The 16,363-nt window shown below is 64.0% G+C and carries 11 protein-coding genes; 10 read left to right on the top strand and 1 reads right to left on the bottom strand.

The annotated features are described in order from the left end of the window. Window positions 1-210 precede the first annotated feature (210 nt). The 8 genes from OVA24_RS03820 (at window position 211) to atzF (ending at window position 10,698) form a co-directional block, all read left to right on the top strand. Window positions 211-1,191, top strand: a complete 981-nt coding sequence (locus tag OVA24_RS03820; protein WP_267673664.1) for an ABC transporter substrate-binding protein — start codon at window positions 211-213, stop codon at window positions 1,189-1,191. A 19-nt stretch (window positions 1,192-1,210) separates the two neighbouring features. Beyond that, on the top strand, window positions 1,211-2,605 hold the full coding sequence (locus OVA24_RS03815) for an ABC transporter permease (RefSeq protein WP_267673662.1): 1,395 nt from the start codon (window positions 1,211-1,213) through the stop codon (window positions 2,603-2,605). After that, window positions 2,602-3,507 (top strand): ABC transporter ATP-binding protein, encoded by a 906-nt coding sequence (locus tag OVA24_RS03810; RefSeq protein WP_267673661.1) that lies wholly within the window; start codon window positions 2,602-2,604, stop codon window positions 3,505-3,507. Before OVA24_RS03815 ends, OVA24_RS03810 begins: the two co-directional genes overlap by 4 nt. Before the next feature lie 95 nt (window positions 3,508-3,602). Next, window positions 3,603-3,929 carry a CopG family ribbon-helix-helix protein gene (locus OVA24_RS03805; protein ID WP_267673659.1) on the top strand — a complete coding sequence of 109 codons (327 nt, stop codon included), beginning with the start codon at window positions 3,603-3,605 and terminating at the stop codon, window positions 3,927-3,929. A gap of 133 nt (window positions 3,930-4,062) precedes the next feature. Then, complete coding sequence (locus tag OVA24_RS03800) at window positions 4,063-4,782, top strand: urea amidolyase associated protein UAAP1 (RefSeq protein ID WP_267673658.1); 720 nt, start codon at window positions 4,063-4,065, stop codon at window positions 4,780-4,782. After that, window positions 4,779-5,378 (top strand): urea amidolyase associated protein UAAP2, encoded by a 600-nt coding sequence (locus OVA24_RS03795; RefSeq protein ID WP_267673655.1) that lies wholly within the window; start codon window positions 4,779-4,781, stop codon window positions 5,376-5,378. The genes OVA24_RS03800 and OVA24_RS03795 overlap by 4 nt, the downstream gene beginning before the upstream one ends. A 1-nt stretch (window position 5,379) precedes the next feature. Continuing rightward, on the top strand, window positions 5,380-8,958 hold the full coding sequence (gene uca, locus OVA24_RS03790) for an urea carboxylase (protein WP_267673653.1): 3,579 nt from the start codon (window positions 5,380-5,382) through the stop codon (window positions 8,956-8,958). Window positions 8,959-8,964: 6 nt separating this feature from the next. After that, a complete protein-coding gene (gene atzF / locus OVA24_RS03785) occupies window positions 8,965-10,698 on the top strand; it encodes an allophanate hydrolase (protein WP_267673651.1) in 1,734 nt (577 codons plus the stop codon). 9 nt (window positions 10,699-10,707) lie between these two features. Here atzF and OVA24_RS03780 read toward each other — a convergent pair whose 3' ends face one another. Then, window positions 10,708-11,202: a hypothetical protein gene (locus tag OVA24_RS03780; RefSeq protein ID WP_267673649.1), complete on the bottom strand. Its 495-nt coding sequence runs from the start codon at window positions 11,200-11,202 to the stop codon at window positions 10,708-10,710. Between the two features lie 145 nt (window positions 11,203-11,347). Here OVA24_RS03780 and OVA24_RS03775 point away from each other — a divergent pair, with 145 nt between their 5' ends. Beyond that, the gene (locus OVA24_RS03775) at window positions 11,348-14,878 is read left to right on the top strand and encodes a PSD1 and planctomycete cytochrome C domain-containing protein (RefSeq protein WP_267673647.1); all 3,531 of its coding nucleotides are present in this window, start codon (window positions 11,348-11,350) and stop codon (window positions 14,876-14,878) included. A gap of 4 nt (window positions 14,879-14,882) precedes the next feature. Continuing rightward, window positions 14,883-16,322: a DUF1501 domain-containing protein gene (locus OVA24_RS03770; RefSeq protein WP_267673645.1), complete on the top strand. Its 1,440-nt coding sequence runs from the start codon at window positions 14,883-14,885 to the stop codon at window positions 16,320-16,322. The last annotated feature ends 41 nt before the right edge of the window (window positions 16,323-16,363 follow it).

Genomic DNA, 16,363 nt, shown 5'->3' with positions numbered 1-16,363 from the left:
TCGAGTTTTCGCTTCCCGCCCTTTTCACTCCTGGCGGCGGCCGATTTCCCGGCTCCCGCGGTGTTCCGTTGCGGAAGGCATCGTATGACTCCGGGGAGGCGATCGTATGACGATCCGAGCCATCTCCGGAGCCGGTGGCATGCCCAATGCTTAATCGGGCCGGTATCGCTCCCCCTTCCGGGAGTCCGCGAACTCCACGCCCCATACTCCATGAAACTGAGCAAAACGATCCTCGCCACGGCGCTCGCCGCGCTGACTTCCCTCGCCAACCTCGCCGCGGAACCCCTGAAAATCGGCTACTCGGACTGGCCGGGCTGGGTCGCCTGGGAGATCGGCATCAAGAAAGGCTGGTTCAAGGAAGAAGGCGTGGAGGTGGACTTTGTCTGGATGGACTACGTGAAATCCATGGAAGCCTATGCCGCCGGGAAACTGGATGCGGTGTGCGTGACCAATGGTGACGCGCTCGTCACGGGAGCCACCGGCAAGCCTTCCGTCTGCGTCCTCATCAACGACTACTCCAACGGCAACGACATGATCGTCGCCAAGAAGGAATACAAGAGCCTGAAGGACCTGAAGGGCAAGACCATCGCGCTTGAGGAAGGCTTCGTGGAGCACCTGCTGCTGCTGAAAGGCCTGGAGCTGAACGGCATGGCGGAGGGTGACATCACCATCAAGAACACACCCACCAACAACACCCCGCAGGTCTTCGCCTCCGGCGAGGTGGACGCCATCGCCGCGTGGCAGCCGAACTCCGGCCAGGCCCTCAAGCTGGTCCCCGGATCGAAACCGGTCTTCACCTCGAAGGACGTTCCCGGTCTCATCTACGACGGACTTTTCTGCGACCGTGACAGCGTGAAGTCCCGCCGCGCCGACTGGCTCAAGGTGGTGAAGGTCTGGGGCCGCATCACCGAATACCTCTCCAAGGAGGACAACCTGGACGACGCGCTCGCCATCCTCGCGGAGCGGGTGGGCGTCAAACCGGCCGAATACGAGCCGCTGCTGGACGGAACGAAGATCCTCAGCCCGGCGGAAGTCCTCAAGGTCTGGGAAAAGGCGGACGGACTCGGGTCCATCTACGGTTCCTCGAAGATCGTGGACGACTTCAATGTGACCTTCAAAGTCTACGAGAAGCCGAGCGACATCGACTCCTACTTCGACCCATCGCTTTCAAAGGAAGTCTTCGGGAAGTGATTCCCCATCCCGGCCCCACATGAAATTCCCTTCTTCCGGAAACTGGTGGGCGGTGAGGAAAGATCTGGGGCACACCCGGGCCACGGTCCTGATGGTGTGCTCCTTCATCCTGCCGCTGCTCATCTGGTGCGTTGCCGCCTACGGTCCGTGGTGGAAGGTCGCCTACCAGATCACCATTCCGGCGGAGACCACCCGGCTGCAGAGCGTCTATACCACGGGCAACCGCCTCACCCCGGAGACGTGGAAGGAGTTCCAGGACGCCGTGTCAAAGGACAACCAGGAGATCCTCGCGGCGCGGGAGTCCGGCGGGACCGCCACGGCCACTGCCAGACAGGGTAAGAAGATCGTCCGCCAGATCCATCCCGTCGCGGTCACCAACGGCTGGCTCACCCGCGAACAGGACATGGATGACGAGGCGCTGCGGAAAACCTGGATCGACCTCGCCGCCGGAAAGCTGGAGGCGGAGAAGGAACCCATCACGGATGGGAACCTGGCCATCGTGAAGGCGAACGCAGAGATGCTCGCCGCTGCCGGAACCGGCTGGCCGACGGAGCCGATGCTGAAGCTGCTGCCACAGGCGGCGGAGGAAGTTTCGCGACCTGTCTTCCTCGTCCCTCCGGATGTCGTCGCCCGCTCTTTCTGGAAAGGCATCACGGCGAAGAAGGCCGATGGCGCCGAGGCCGGAGCCGAACGGAAGACGCTGCTGCAGCGCTACGGTGAATCATGGCGGACCATCATCTGCGGCTTCCTGCTCGCCATCGCCGTCGCCATTCCCATCGGCATCCTCGCCGGAACATTTGATTTCATCTCGAAGCTCACGGAGCCGTTCGTGAACTTCTTCAGCTACATGCCGGCCCCCGCGTTCGGCGTGGTGCTGATGGCCATCTTCGGCCTCGATATGGGACCGAAGGTGATGCTTGTGTTTCTCGGCACCCTGCCCTGCGCGATCCTGACCATCGCCAAGACCACCCGCGGACTGGACCCGTCCCTGCTGGAGGCCGCGCAGACCCTCGGTGCCAGCCGCGCCCAGCTCATCCGCACGGTGATCGTCCCGGGCATCCTGCCGAACCTCTACAAGGATCTGCGCCTGTTGCTAAGCACCGCCTGGACCTGGCTGGTCATCGCGGAACTCCTCGGCTTCAAGAGCGGACTGGCGGAGATCATCGACACCCACGGCCGCCGCTTCCAGTTCGACATCGTCTATCCCGCCATCCTGATGATCGGGCTGTCCGGCTTCCTCATGGACCAGATCCTCGCCCACCTCGCCCGTTACTTCTTTCCGTGGGCGGAACAGCCGAAGAAAGGCATCGTGGACAGGATCCTTTCCGGCATCCCGGCGATGATCCGGATGATCAAGCCTTCCAAGCCCACGCCGGTCGCCGGTGAACCCGCTCCCGGAAACCTGCCCCAATGAGCACGATGGAAACCCTGTCCCATCTCGACCAGTCCCCTGCGGTGAAAGCCCGGTTCGGGAAAATCTACCAGCGTCCGCCCATCCTGGAGATCAACGGACTTTACAAGAAGTTCGACTCGAAGGCCGGTGAAGTGACCGCGCTGCAGGACATCAACCTGACGGTCCACCGGCGGGAACTCATGTGCGTGCTCGGCCAGTCGGGCTGCGGGAAATCCACGCTCATCCGCATCCTCGCGGGACTCGAAACACCGACTTCCGGAGAGGTGCTTGTCGATGGCAGCCCCATCACCGGCCCCGGCCGTGACCGTGGCATGGTCTTCCAGAGCTACACCCTCTTCCCCTGGCTGACGGTGAAGCAGAACGTGATGTACGGCCCCCGCATGGCGGGAAAGAGTGACTTCACCAACGAGGCGGAGGCCCGCCAGTGGCTGGCCCTCGTCGGCCTCGACAAGTTCGAGAACTCCTACCCGCACCAGCTCAGCGGCGGCATGAAGCAGCGCGCCGCGATCGCCCGCGCGCTTGCGAACGAGCCGCGCATCCTGCTGATGGACGAGCCGTTCGGCGCGCTGGACCCGCAGACCCGCCAGCAGATGCAGGCCTACCTCCTGCAGATCTGGAAGAACGTGGACATCACCATCTTCTTCATCACGCATGATCTGGATGAGGCCATCTTCCTTTCCGACCGCATCCTCGTCCTCGATCCCCGCCCGGGCCGTGTCCGGGAGGTGCTGGAGGTTCCCGTGCCCCGTCCGCGGGACCACTCGCAGCTCCGCTCGCCGGAATTCCTCGCCACCAAGAGCCATCTCGAAACCATCATCCACCCGGAGGATGACCATGCGGAGCCGGTGTTCGACAAGCTGCCCTTCGGCCGGATGACCAACGTGGACGACAACGTGGAATGAGGCCCCCGCAATCGTATGATGATCATTTCACATTCATCATACGATTTCTCCGGAAATCCTGAATCCGGCAGGGTTCGTGCTTTGCGGAGATGCGCATGCCGATCACCCGCCGACCAAAGGAAAAACTCGCCCACAGGGTCACCATCTCGATCTCGGACGAGCTGCACACCCAGTTCGGGGACCTGATGGAGGAACGCGGTTTCGTCAACCGCTCCCATGCCATCGCGGAGGTCCTCAACCAGCACATCTCCGACTACTACAGCCTGAAGGGCAACTCGCTGATGGCCGGAACCATCACCCTTTTCTACGACCACAAGCGGGCCGGCATCAAACAGCAGATCACCGACATCCAGCACGAGCACATCCGCGAGGTCATCAGCTCGCTCCAGGTGTTCCTGGACCGGCCAAGCGGCTGCGGATGATCGCGAACAAGCTGCTCGGCAAAGGGCATGATCGCCGGCCGCCTCAATCTCACCCGCACCCTGCTGCCGCCCATCCAGACGGAGCCTGACGAAAAGGACACGTGAAACCCTATCCCATCCCATGACATCCACCATGACTCCCATCCTCACGCGCACGCTCACCGGCGCCGGCATGTGGTCCGGCATCATCTCGCGCGGCAAGCGCCTCCGCCTGACCGACCTCTCCGGCGGCGCGAACGTAGGCATGCTCCTCTACCACGCCACCGAGCGGCAGGAGCGCTACCACATGTCCGACACGCTGAAGGGGCAGCACATCTTCTACCTCCGCGCGCCCTACTGCATCCACTCGGATATGGGCCGCCTGTTGGCCTCCATCACCTCGGACAGCGTGGGCTGGCATGACACCGTTTGCGGGCATTCCAACTCCGCACTGGTGCTGGAGAAGTATGGGGAGAACAACTACCAGCAGGCCCGCAACGACTGGAACCGCAACGCACACGACGGCTTTCTCATCGAGCTTTGCAAGTGGGGACTCGGCAAGAAGGACCTCGTCCCGAACCTGAACCTGTTCAGCAAGGTGGTGGCGGATGAGGAAGGAAAACTCGATTTCGTGCCCGGCAACTCGAAGCCCGGCGACCATGTCGAGCTGCGCTTCGAGCTGGACACCCTCGTTGTCCTCAACACCTGCCAGCACCCGTTCGATCCGCATCCGGCCTACCGGCCCACGGAGGTGAAGCTGGAGGTATTCGCCGGGTCGCCACCATCCGTGGATGATCCATCGCTCACCATCCGCCCGGAGAATCTCCGCGCCCACGAAAACAACGAAACCTTCCTCACCCTTTCCCAACCATGAGCCACAAGCACGTCATTCCCGCCGGCGACTGGTGGGTCCACGAAATCAAGAAAGGCCAGACGCTCCGCATCACAGATCTGGAGGGCAACCAGGCCGCAGACACCCTGTTCTTCAGCGCGGCGGATCCCACGGAGCGCTACAGCGCTGACCAGACCATCCAGACCCAGAAGTCCCTCTACCTCACCACCGGCACCCGGATCATGAGCACGGAGGGCAACGTCCTGCTGGAGATCACCGGGGATACCTGCGGCCGCCACGATACCCTCGGCGGGGCATGCTCCCGCGAAGCGAACACGATGCGCTACGCCCATGACAAGGAGTGCATGCATGCCTGCCGGGACAGCTTCATCCGCGGCGCGCAGGAGTGGAAGGTGGAGCTCACCAAGCGGGACATCACCAGCAACATCAACTTCTTCATGAACGTCCCCGTCACCCGGGACGGGCAGCTCACCTTTGCCGACGGCATCTCCGCCCCCGGCTGCTACGTCGAAATGGTCGCCCGCATGGACGTGGTCTGCCTGATCTCGAACTGCCCACAGCTCAACAACCCTTGCAACGGTTGGAACCCCACTCCGGTCGAAGTTTCCATTTCCTGACATGACCCCGAAAATCCTCATCGCCAACCGGGGGGAGATCGCCGCGCGCGCGATCCGCACCTTCAAAAAACTCGGCTACCAGAGCATCGCCGTCTATTCGGACCCCGACGCCGCCTCCCCGCATGTCGATCTGGCGGACGAGGCCCACCGGCTCGGACCCGGCCCGGTTTCGGAAAGCTACCTGCTGAAGGACAGGCTGCTGGAAATAGCCAAGGAGGCAGGGGCCTCCGCGGTCTTTCCCGGCTACGGCCTGCTCAGTGAGAACACGGACTTCGCGAAGCTCTGTGAGGACAACGGCATCCGCTGGCTGGGACCGACGCCGGAGCAGATCATCGCCTTCGGCCTGAAACATGAGGCGCGCCGTCTCGCCGGAGACGCGGGCGTGCCGCTCGTCCCGGGCACCGACCTGCTGGAGGACGTGGATGCGGCCATCGCCGCCGCGGAGAAGCTGGGCTTCCCGCTGATGCTGAAATCCACCGCTGGCGGTGGCGGCATCGGCATGAAGATCTGCCATTCGGAGGAGGAACTCCGCCGTGAGTTCGAGTCCGTGGTCCGCCTCAGCCAGCGCAGCTTCGGCTCCGGAGCTGTATTCCTGGAACGCTACGTCCAGCGCGGACGCCATGTGGAGGTCCAGATCTTCGGCGATGGGAACGGCCATGTGCTGGCCCTGGGAGAGCGCGACTGCTCCGTCCAGCGGCGCAACCAGAAGGTCTTCGAGGAAACGCCCGCCCCGCTCCTTTCGGAGGAAACACGGGCCGCGCTGCACCATGCCGCCGTGGAGCTGGGGAAAAGCCTGAGCTACCGCTCCGCCGGAACGGTGGAATTCATCTACGATGCGGACCGTACCGAATTCTATTTCCTGGAGGTGAACACCCGCCTCCAGGTGGAGCACGGCGTCACCGAGCTGGTCACCGGCATCGACCTGGTGGAATGGATGGCGCGGCTCGCGCTCGATCCGTCCTTCACCCTGCCATCCACGGCACCGGAGCCGAAGGGCCACGCCATCCAGGCCCGCCTCTACGCGGAAGACCCCAACCAGAACTTCCGCCCCAGCGCCGGGCTGCTCACGGAGGTGGAGTTTCCCGTCAACACCCGCACCGACCACTGGATCTCCGCCGGAACGGAGGTCAGCCCGTTCTACGACCCGCTGCTCGGAAAGATCATGGTCCATTCCGCGGACCGCGCCACGGCCATCCGCGACCTCGCGACCGCCCTCGATGATTCCCGCGTTTCGGGCATCGAGACGAACCTGCGCTACCTCCGCCAGGTGGCACGCTGGCAGCCGTTCACCGATGGCGGCGTCGCCATGCGGGACATGGCCTCCTTCGGCTACCATCCCACCACCTTCGACGTCCTTTCCGGTGGCACCATGACCACGATCCAGGACTGGCCGGGCCGGACCGGACTGTGGGAGGTGGGCGTGCCGCCATCCGGGCCGATGGATTCCCTCACCTTCCGCCGCGCGAACCGCATGGTCGGAAATGCGGTCGGCACCGCCGCCCTGGAGATCACCATGGCGGGGCCGTCGCTCCGCTTCAACACCGCCGCTACCATCGCCATCGCGGGACCACCCGTCCTGATCCTGAAGAACGGCGAATCCGTCGCTCCGAATACGGCATTCACCGTAGCTCCGGGCGACACCCTCAAGATCGGCAAGATCGAGGAAAGCGGCCTGCGCGCCTACCTGGCCATCGCCGGAGGCATCGAGGCACCGGATTATCTCGGGAGCAAATCCACCTTCACACTGGGGAGGTTCGGAGGACATGGCGGAAGGGCGTTGCTGCCCGGGGATGTGATCGGGATCGGATCCGCCGATCCCGAGATGGAAGGACAGGAGTGCCCTTCCCGCTTACCCTATACCCGCGAATGGAAAATCGGCGTGCTCTACGGGCCGCACGGCGCACCGGAGTTCTTCCTTCCGGAAGACATCTCCACCTTCTTCGCCACCCCATGGGAGGTCCACTACAACTCCGCCCGGACCGGGGTCCGGCTCATCGGACCGAAGCCGAAGTGGGCGCGCACGGATGGCGGCGAGGCGGGGCTTCATCCGTCCAACCTCCACGACAATGCCTACGCCATCGGCGCGGTGGACTTCACCGGGGACATGCCGGTGATCCTCGGTCCGGACGGTCCCAGCCTCGGCGGCTTCGTCTGTCCGGTGGTGGTGGTGGACGCGGAGCTGTGGAAGCTCGGCCAGATCCGGCCGGGTGACAAGATCACCTTCATCCCGGTGGACGAGGCGTGGGCGGACCGCCAGGCGGAGGCTCTTTCCGGCTTTCTCGACGGAGACATCGACACCCTGCCTGACCCGGAACCCGCGCCGTTGGATCTTCACTCCGCGATCCTGGACTCCTTCGGCGAAGGGGATGACAAGGTGGTGATCCGCCGCGCCGGGGACCGCTACCTGCTCATCGAGTTCGGTCCGCACCTGCTCGACCTGAAGCTCCGCTTCAAGGCCCACGTCGTCTACCAATGGCTGCAGAAGCAGAAGCTGAAGGGCATCATTGACCTCACGCCCGGCATCCGCTCGCTGCAGATCCATTTCGACGGCACGGTGATCTCCCGCGACACGCTCCGGGAAACCATCCGCCACGGCATCGCCGCACTGCCACCGCTGGAACAGATCGAGGTGCCCGCCCGCATCGTCCACCTGCCGATCAGTTGGGATGACCCCAGCACGAAGGAGGCGATCCGCCGCTACATGGTGGGCGTGAACCCGAAGGCCCCGTGGTGCCCCAGCAACCTGGAGTTCATCCGCCGCATCAACGGTCTGGATTCCATCGACGATGTGAAGCGGATCTTCTTCGATGCCAGCTATCTGGTCATGGGTCTGGGCGATGTCTATCTCGGCGCGCCCGTCGCCACCCCGCTGGATCCCCGGCACCGTCTGGTCACGACGAAATACAACCCCGCCCGGACGTGGACGCCGGAGAACGCCGTCGGCATCGGTGGTGCCTACCTCTGCGTCTATGGCATGGAGGGGCCGGGAGGCTACCAGTTCACCGGCCGCACCATCCAGATGTGGAACCGTTGGCGGCAGACCCCGGATTTCGAAAAGCCGTGGCTGCTCCGGTTCTTCGATCAGCTCCGGTTTTACGAGGTTTCACCGGAAGAGTTGCTCCAGCTCCGTGAGGAAGTCCCGCTCGGCCGCCACCGCATCCGCATCGAGCCGACGGTCTTCCGCTACGCCGACTACGAGACGTTCCTGGAGATCCACTCCGGGGAGATCGATGCCTTCCGCGCCACCCAGCGCCAGGCCTTCGCCGACGAACGCCAACGATGGGAGGACGCCGGACTGCACCTTGACTCTCCTGCGGAAACGGAGACATCCGCCGAGCAGGAAATCACGATCCCGGAAGGTGCCATCGTCCTCGAAAGCCCGGTGACGGGAAATGTCTGGAAGATCGAGGTGAAGCCCGGGGACAAACTGGCCGCGGGCGATCCGGCGATTGTCCTGGAGGCGATGAAAATGGAGATTCCGGTGGAGTCCGACGAGACGCTGGAGATCATCGAAATCCTCACCGCCGAAGGTAATCCCGTGAAAGCGGGCCAGCCGCTCCTCATCGCCAAAATCCTCTGACCGCCCATGCTGACCATTCCTTCCCTGAAACAGAGCTATGCCGACGGGACCCTGACACCCACCGGCATGGTCTCCCTGCTGCGGAAGCGGATCGAGGCCCACAATGACCCGGCCATCTTCATCCACCTGCCACCGGAGGAGGAATGGCTCGATCTGGCGGCGGCGGTGGAGTCGATGCCGGCCGATCTCCCGCTGTGGGGCGTCCCTTTCGTGGTGAAGGACAACATCGACGTCGCCGGTTGGCCGACCACCGCCGGTTGCGCGGAGTTTTCCTACACCCCGGCGGAGGATGCCGAGGTGGTGAGGCTGCTGCGCGCCGCGGGTGCGATCCCGCTGGGAAAGGCGAACCTCGACCAGTTCGCCACCGGCCTTGTAGGGGTCCGCTCACCCTACGGCATTCCGCGCAATGTCTTCGACGCGGCCTATTTGCCGGGAGGCTCCAGCTCCGGCAGTGCCGCGGCGCTCGCCGCCGGACTCTGCGCCTTCTCACTCGGTACGGACACCGCCGGATCCGGCCGGGTACCCGCCGCATTCCAGAACCTCATCGGCTGGAAGCCGACACGCGGCCTTGTCAGCAACCGCGGCATGGTTCCCGCCTGCCGCTCGCTCGACTGCGTCTCCGTCTTTGCGAACACACCGGAGGATGCGGCGATCATTTCAGAAATCATCGGCGTGTTCGATCCGGCCGATCCGTTCTCACGGGACGTCGAGCCGGTCTCCCTGGAGACGGAGGGCTTTCTTTTCGGTGTTCCCGCGTCGCTCGATTTCGCGGGTGATCCGGACACCCCCGCGCTCTATGCGGAGGCCGTCGCCAAGCTGGAGGAAATGGGCGGCACCGCCGTGGAGGTTGATCTCACCCCATTCGTGGACGCCGCGAAGCTGCTCTACGAAGGCCCGTGGGTGGCGGAACGCTGGGCAGCAGTCGGTGATTTCGTGGAAGCCCATCCGGATGCCATCCATCCGGTGACGAAGCAGATCCTGGAGAACTCCCGCGGCTGGGATGCCGCCGCCACCTTCAAGGCACAATACCAGCTCCGCGAATTCGCCCGCGATGCGGAGGGCATCTGGCAGGGCGTGGATTTCCTGCTGCTGCCCACCACCCCCTGCCTCTACACGGTGGAGGAAGTGCTGGCCGATCCCATCCGGACGAACTCCGTGCTCGGTCGTTACACGAATTTCATGAACCTGCTGGATCTGGCCGCAGTCGCGGTCCCCACCGGGTTCGCCCGGGATGGCAGGCTGCCTTGGGGCGTGACCCTCGCCGCACCGGCCGGGACGGACGAGGACCTACTGCGTCTCGCCGGAAAGTTCACCAACCAGCCGCTTCCGGAAACTCTCACGGAAGAGGAAATCCGGATCCCCGTCGTGGTCTGCGGCGCGCATCTGGAAGGACTGGCCCTCCATCACCAACTGGCGGACCGTGGTGCGGTTTTCGTCCAACGGACCGAGACATCCCCACACTACCGGTTGTTCGCCATGCCTGCCGGAGGAAGCATCCCGGCACGACCCGCGATGGTCCATGACGCCGAAAATGGGGCGGCCATCAAAGTGGAGGTCTGGTCGCTGGATCCCGCCGCATTCGGTGATTTCGTCTCGAAAATCCCCGCCCCGCTGGGCATCGGAAAAGTGACGCTGGCATCAGGCGAGTCGCTGCCCGGATTCATCGCGGAACCCCGGGCACTGGATGGGGCGGAGGAAATCACCCACCTCCGTGGTTGGCGCGCATATCTCGCCCGCTGACCCATCCGCTCACTCGACCTTCAGATCGTCGATCCACAGTTTTCCTTCTCCACGGTTGCTTTCGAGCATCAGGGAAGTGACGCCCCCTTCCGGACGTGGGATGGTCTTCGTCACGATGATCCATCCGCCGCTCTCCGTGATCTTTCCCCCCGCCATGATCCCGGAGTTACCCTCAGCATCGTAAAGCCGCAGCCTCCACTGGACCGGAGAATCCTTCGAAGCGGTGCTGGCTTTCACCCGGAAGGAAAGTGCAAGCGACTTTTTTCCGGCCGGCCATTTGAAGTCCTGGGTGAGTCCAAAGACTCCACCATCCAGTTCCACCTCCAACAACGAGTTACCCTTTTCATCGGGATCGGCGACGATCTTTCCTTCATCGCATTCCCAGGCCCCCAGCTCCTTGTCGAAGCCACTGTTTTTGACAAGCGGCTCCGCGCTTGCAGGAGACGACAGGATGACGGCCAAACCGGTCGCCTGAAAAAGGCGGATGAAACGGACTGAGTGCATGATGCGGACCATTGGAGCCAAAACGTCCCGATCCTGCGATTTCTTTGTGTCAGTTCCCTCACCCGCAGGTGGGAGCCCGCCGGAGGAAATTCCTGGTTTCATGAAAGCAACCCGCCGCGATCCATTTATTATAGTAAATCCCAAAATGCGGTCCCGTAAAACCCAACCTGCCTTACGAGCCCTCGCCGCGTTCGCCGTCGCTGCCTCCGCCCATGCTGCGGAAAAGCCCGACTTCGCGCGTGACGTCCGGCCGATCCTGTCCAACCGCTGCTTCAAGTGCCACGGTCCGGACGAGGGCACCCGCAAGGGGAAACTGCGGCTGGACGAGCGGAACGCCGCGCTGGGCGAAGGGAAGTCCGGTGAAATCGCCATCGTTCCCGGCAAGCCTGCGGAAAGTGAATTCATCAAACGGCTGCACGCCGCGGACCCGGATGACCGCATGCCGCCCGCCAGCGCGAAGATGGAACTGACGGACGCGGAAAAGAAAATCCTGGAGCAATGGATCGCTTCCGGGGCGGAGTACCGGCCCCATTGGTCTTTCGTCGCCCCCGAGTCGGACGGCAAGCCGCACGGCATCGACGAATTCATCCGCAGGAAACTCGCGGCGATGAACCTGAAGCCCTCTGCGGAGGCCGGGAAATACCAGTTGATCCGGCGGGTGACGCTTGATCTCACCGGCCTGCCGCCCTCCCCGGAGGAAGCGGAGGCATTCGCCAAGGACGCCTCTCCGGACGCCTATGAAAAGGTGGTGGACCGCCTGTTGGCATCCCCCGCCTACGGTGAACGCTGGGCGCGCCGCTGGCTCGACCTCGCCCGGTACGCCGACACCAATGGTTACGAGAAGGACCGCGAACGCCAGATCTGGCCCTACCGGGACTGGGTGATCCGCGCGCTCAACGGCGACATGCCCTTCGACCAGTTCACCGTGAAGCAGCTCGCCGGTGACATGCTGCCGGGAGCCACGACAGAGGACGTCACCGCCACCGGCTTCCACCGCAACAGCATGCTCAACGAAGAGGGCGGAAACGATCCGCTGGAGTTCCGCTACCATGCGATGGCGGACCGTGTGGCCACCACCGGCACCACCTGGCTGGGCCTCACCCTGGGTTGCGCCCAGTGCCACACGCACAAATACGATCCCATCCTGCACACGGAATACTTCGGCATCATGGCATTCCTGAACAATGCCGATGACATCAACCATGATCTGCCGGACGCCACACTGCCGGAGCGCGAGGCGAAGCGGGCGAAACGGGCGGAGGAAATGATCACCGCGCTGCCGTCCAAGTGGCCGCTGGAAAAACCGGCGGATGCGGACTGGTCCACTCCCCGCCTCTCTTCCGTCACCTCCGCGTCCGGAGAACTGCCAAAGATCCAGGCCGACCACTCCGCGCTGTTCACCGCCCAAGGTCCGGAAAAGGAAACCTACGAGCTGCTCCTCACGGCGGATCCGGCAAATGCGGACCGCCTGCGGATCGAAACACTGGCGGACAAGAAGATCGTGTCCGGCGGCCCCGGCCGGACCGGCCATGGGAACTTCGTACTGAGTGAGCTGGAGCTTTTCACCCGCCCGAAAGGCGCCACCGGAGAATGGGAACGGATCACCTTCTCCAAAGCGTCCGCCGATGCGGAGCAGTCCGGTTACCCGGTGGCCGCCGCCATCGATGGCAAGGAGGACACCGGTTGGGCGGTGCAGGTGGAGGGCGGCTCGCACAAGAAGGACCGCGCCGCCGTGTTCCACCTGGAGAAGCCGTCCGGCACCGGCGAGCGGGAGTTCAAGGTGCGCCTCGTCCAGAACTTCGGAGGCCATCACACCATCGGCCGTGTCCGTGTCTCGTTCGGCAAGGAACTCATCGCGCCACCGCAGCAGCTCACGGACGACGAGCGCCGCAAGCAGGCGATCGATCACGCGTTCAACCAATGGCTGGAGAAAGGCCGCGCCGAAACCGTGCCGTGGGCCACCCTCACTGCCACGACGCTCGATTCCAACGAACCCATCCTCAGCAACGAGCCGGACGGCTCTGTGTTCGTTTCCGGCGACACCTCAAAGGATGACCGCTTCACCCTCACCTATAAAAACGCTCCGGCGGGAATCACCGCCCTGCGGTTGGAAACGCTGACAGACAAGCGCCTGCCCGGCTTCGGCCCTGGAAAGGTGTACTACGAGGGCACCCCGGGGGATTTCTTCCTCTACAGTTTCACCGTGAAAGCGGACGGCAAGGACATCAAGCTGGCCGATGCCAGCTCGACCACCGGGGATGCCAGGCTCGCGATCAATGGCAACGACCTCACCGGTTGGACGATCAAGGAAAGGGTGGGTGAAAACCAAACCGCCGTCATCCTGCTCGCGGAACCACTGCCTGCTGCGGGCGATCTCGTCATCGAGCTGAAGATGGGCCGCTACTACGCCTCCACCCTCGGCAAGTTCCGCATCTCCGCCACCAGCGCATCACAAAAAACGACCGCCCGCGTCCTGTCTCCGGAACTGGAGGAGGCACTCGCGAAACCCGAACTGACCGCGGACGACCGGGCGAAGCTTTTCCGCCAGTTCCTGCTGGATGCCCCGCAGCTCGCGGAAGCGGGCAAGCCGATCCGCGATCTGTTCAAGCCAATCACCCCGCAGCGCACGCTTGTCATGCGCGAACGAACCGAACATTTCCGCAAGACACGCCTGCACAACCGCGGCGAATTCACCCAGCCGGCCCAGGAAATCCAGCCTCACGTGCCCGCCTTCCTCCCTCCGCTGGCACCGGGCCAACCGGCGAACCGGCTGGGATTCGCGAAGTGGCTGGTATCACCCGAGAATCCGCTCACCGCACGGGTGACCGTCAACCGCCAGTGGCAGGCGTTCTTCGGCACCGGACTGGTGAAGACGCTGGATGACTTCGGCTTCCAGGGTGAAGTTCCCAGCCATCCCGAATTGCTCGACTGGCTGGCCGTGAACTTCGTGGAGAACGGCTGGTCGATGAAAAAGCTGCACCGTCTCATCGTCACCAGTTCCACCTACCGGCAGGACTCCCGCATCACGCCGGAGCTGCTGGAGAAGGATCCGCAGAACCGCCTGCTCGCCCGTGGCCCGCGCCTCAGGATCGAGGCGGAGATGATCCGGGATCTGGCCCTCAGCGCGTCCGGCCTCCTCTCCGGAAAACTTTACGGCCCGTCCGTGCGCCCCCCCCAACCGTCGAGCGTCACGGAGGGTGCCTACGGCGGCATGAGCTGGAAGGTCAGCGAGGGAGAGGACCGCTACCGCCGCGGCCTCTACACCTTCGCCAAGCGCTCCGCACCCTTCGCCTCGTTCATGACCTTCGACGCACCGACCGGAGAAGCCTGTGTCGCCCGCCGCGAAGTCTCGAACACGCCCCTCCAATCGCTCGTCCTCCTCAATGACGAGGTCTTTGTCGAGACCGCGCGTGCACTTGGGAAGAAGGTCGCCGCACATCCGGGGACACCGGAGGAGAAGTCCGCCTACGCCTTCCAACGCTGCCTCACCCGCCCGCCGACAGCGGATGAGACCAGGAAACTCGCAACCTTTTACTCGGACCAGCTCGACCGCATCCGGAAGGGCGAACTGATGCCCGGCGAACTGATGCCGGACAAGGCCACGCCGGAAGAGACCGCCTGGATGACCGTCGCACGCGTGCTCCTCAATCTGGACGAAACCATCACCAAGAACTGACCCCATGAACTGCCAGAGCCGATATTTCGATCCGCACGGGTCCGTCAGCCGCCGCTGGTTTCTCCGCGAGTGCGGGATGGGACTTGGCAAGATCGGACTCGCCTCCCTGATGGCGAATCCGCTGGTCCGCGCCGCCTCCGCCATGGCCCCGCAGCCGCTCCAACCCCACTTCCAGGGAAAGGCAAAGTCGGTGATCCACCTGTTCATGGCGGGCGCCCCTTCGCAGCTCGACCTCTTCGACCCGAAGCCGGAGCTGGAGAAGCTCGACGGCAAGCCCCTGCCACCATCTGTCATCGGCGGCCAGCGGCTGGCCTTCATCCGCCCGGACGCGGGGGTGATGGCGTCGAAATTCAAATTCTCCCAACATGGCCAATCCGGCGCGGTGGTGAGCGAGCTGTTGCCGCACACCGCGAAGATCGCGGACGACCTCTGTTTCATCCGCTCCGTCAAAACGGACCAGTTCAACCACGCACCCGCGCAGATTTTCTTCAACACGGGCTTCCTCCAGCCCGGCCGCCCCAGCATCGGCTCATGGGTGACCTACGGCCTCGGCTCGATGAACAAGGATCTGCCGTCCTTCGTCGTGCTCAGCACCGGCGCGGGCATCAGCGGCGGCGCAGCGAACTGGTCCAGCGGCTTCCTCCCCACCGTCCACTCCGGCGTCCGCTTCCGGAACTCCGGCGATCCCATCCTCAACACCGCCAGCCCGAAGGGGGTGGACCGCCAGCTCCAGCGCGCCACCCTGGACCTCATCGGCGACTTCAACCGCGCCCAGCTCGACGCGGTCGGGGATCCGGAGATCGCCACCCGCATCGCCTCCCATGAAATGGCGTTCCGCCTCCAGCAGAGCGCGCCGGAACTCACCGACTTGTCCGGAGAGCCGAAGCATATCCTCGAGCTCTATGGCATCGAGGACATCAACAAGCCGACCTACGCCCGCGCCTGCCTGCTGGCGCGCCGCATGATCGAGCGCGGCGTGCGCTTCATCAACATCTACCACGAGGGCTGGGACGCACATTCCGACCTCGCCGGAAACCACGGCAAGCTCTGCAAGGAGACCGACCAGGCGAGCTCCGCGCTGGTCACCGACCTGAAGCAACGCGGTCTTCTCGATGAAACGCTGGTCGTCTGGGGCGGCGAGTTCGGTCGCACGCCGATGGTCGAGAGCAACCCCTCCCTTGGCCGCTCGCTCGGCCGGGACCACCATCCGTCCGCCTTCACCATCTGGATGGCGGGCGGCGGCATCAAGGGCGGACAGACCTACGGCCAGACCGACGAACTCGGCTACCACATCGTGGAAAACCCCGTCCACGTCCACGATGTCCAGGCCACCATCCTCCACTGCCTGGGTCTGGACCACGAACGCCTCACCTATCTCTACTCCGGCCGCCACTTCCGCCTGACGGACGTGCATGGCCATGTGGTGAAGGACCTGCTGGCGTGAAGGGACTGCCGGACGCTTCCCCGGAGATTCGCGTTGAAATC

Origin of the sequence: Luteolibacter sp. SL250 (assembly GCF_026625605.1) — a bacterium.
Taxonomy (GTDB): Bacteria; Verrucomicrobiota; Verrucomicrobiia; order Verrucomicrobiales; family Akkermansiaceae; genus Luteolibacter.
The sequence above is the reverse complement of the archived record's forward strand: the minus strand, read 5'-3'. Positions and strand labels throughout refer to the sequence as shown.

Bases quoted from the DNA above. Each gene is read 5' to 3' on its own strand.
- OVA24_RS03815 (WP_267673662.1), top strand. From the start codon at position 1,211: ATGAAATTCCCTTCTTCCGGAAACTGGTGGGCGGTGAGGAAAGATCTG.
- OVA24_RS03775 (WP_267673647.1), top strand. From the start codon at position 11,348: ATGCGGTCCCGTAAAACCCAACCTGCCTTACGAGCCCTCGCCGCGTTC.
- atzF (WP_267673651.1), top strand. From the start codon at position 8,965: ATGCTGACCATTCCTTCCCTGAAACAGAGCTATGCCGACGGGACCCTG.
- OVA24_RS03810 (WP_267673661.1), top strand. From the start codon at position 2,602: ATGAGCACGATGGAAACCCTGTCCCATCTCGACCAGTCCCCTGCGGTG.
- OVA24_RS03805 (WP_267673659.1), top strand. From the start codon at position 3,603: ATGCCGATCACCCGCCGACCAAAGGAAAAACTCGCCCACAGGGTCACC.
- OVA24_RS03795 (WP_267673655.1), top strand. From the start codon at position 4,779: ATGAGCCACAAGCACGTCATTCCCGCCGGCGACTGGTGGGTCCACGAA.
- OVA24_RS03780 (WP_267673649.1), bottom strand. From the start codon at position 11,202: ATGCACTCAGTCCGTTTCATCCGCCTTTTTCAGGCGACCGGTTTGGCC.
- OVA24_RS03800 (WP_267673658.1), top strand. From the start codon at position 4,063: ATGACTCCCATCCTCACGCGCACGCTCACCGGCGCCGGCATGTGGTCC.
- OVA24_RS03820 (WP_267673664.1), top strand. From the start codon at position 211: ATGAAACTGAGCAAAACGATCCTCGCCACGGCGCTCGCCGCGCTGACT.
- OVA24_RS03770 (WP_267673645.1), top strand. From the start codon at position 14,883: ATGAACTGCCAGAGCCGATATTTCGATCCGCACGGGTCCGTCAGCCGC.
- uca (WP_267673653.1), top strand. From the start codon at position 5,380: ATGACCCCGAAAATCCTCATCGCCAACCGGGGGGAGATCGCCGCGCGC.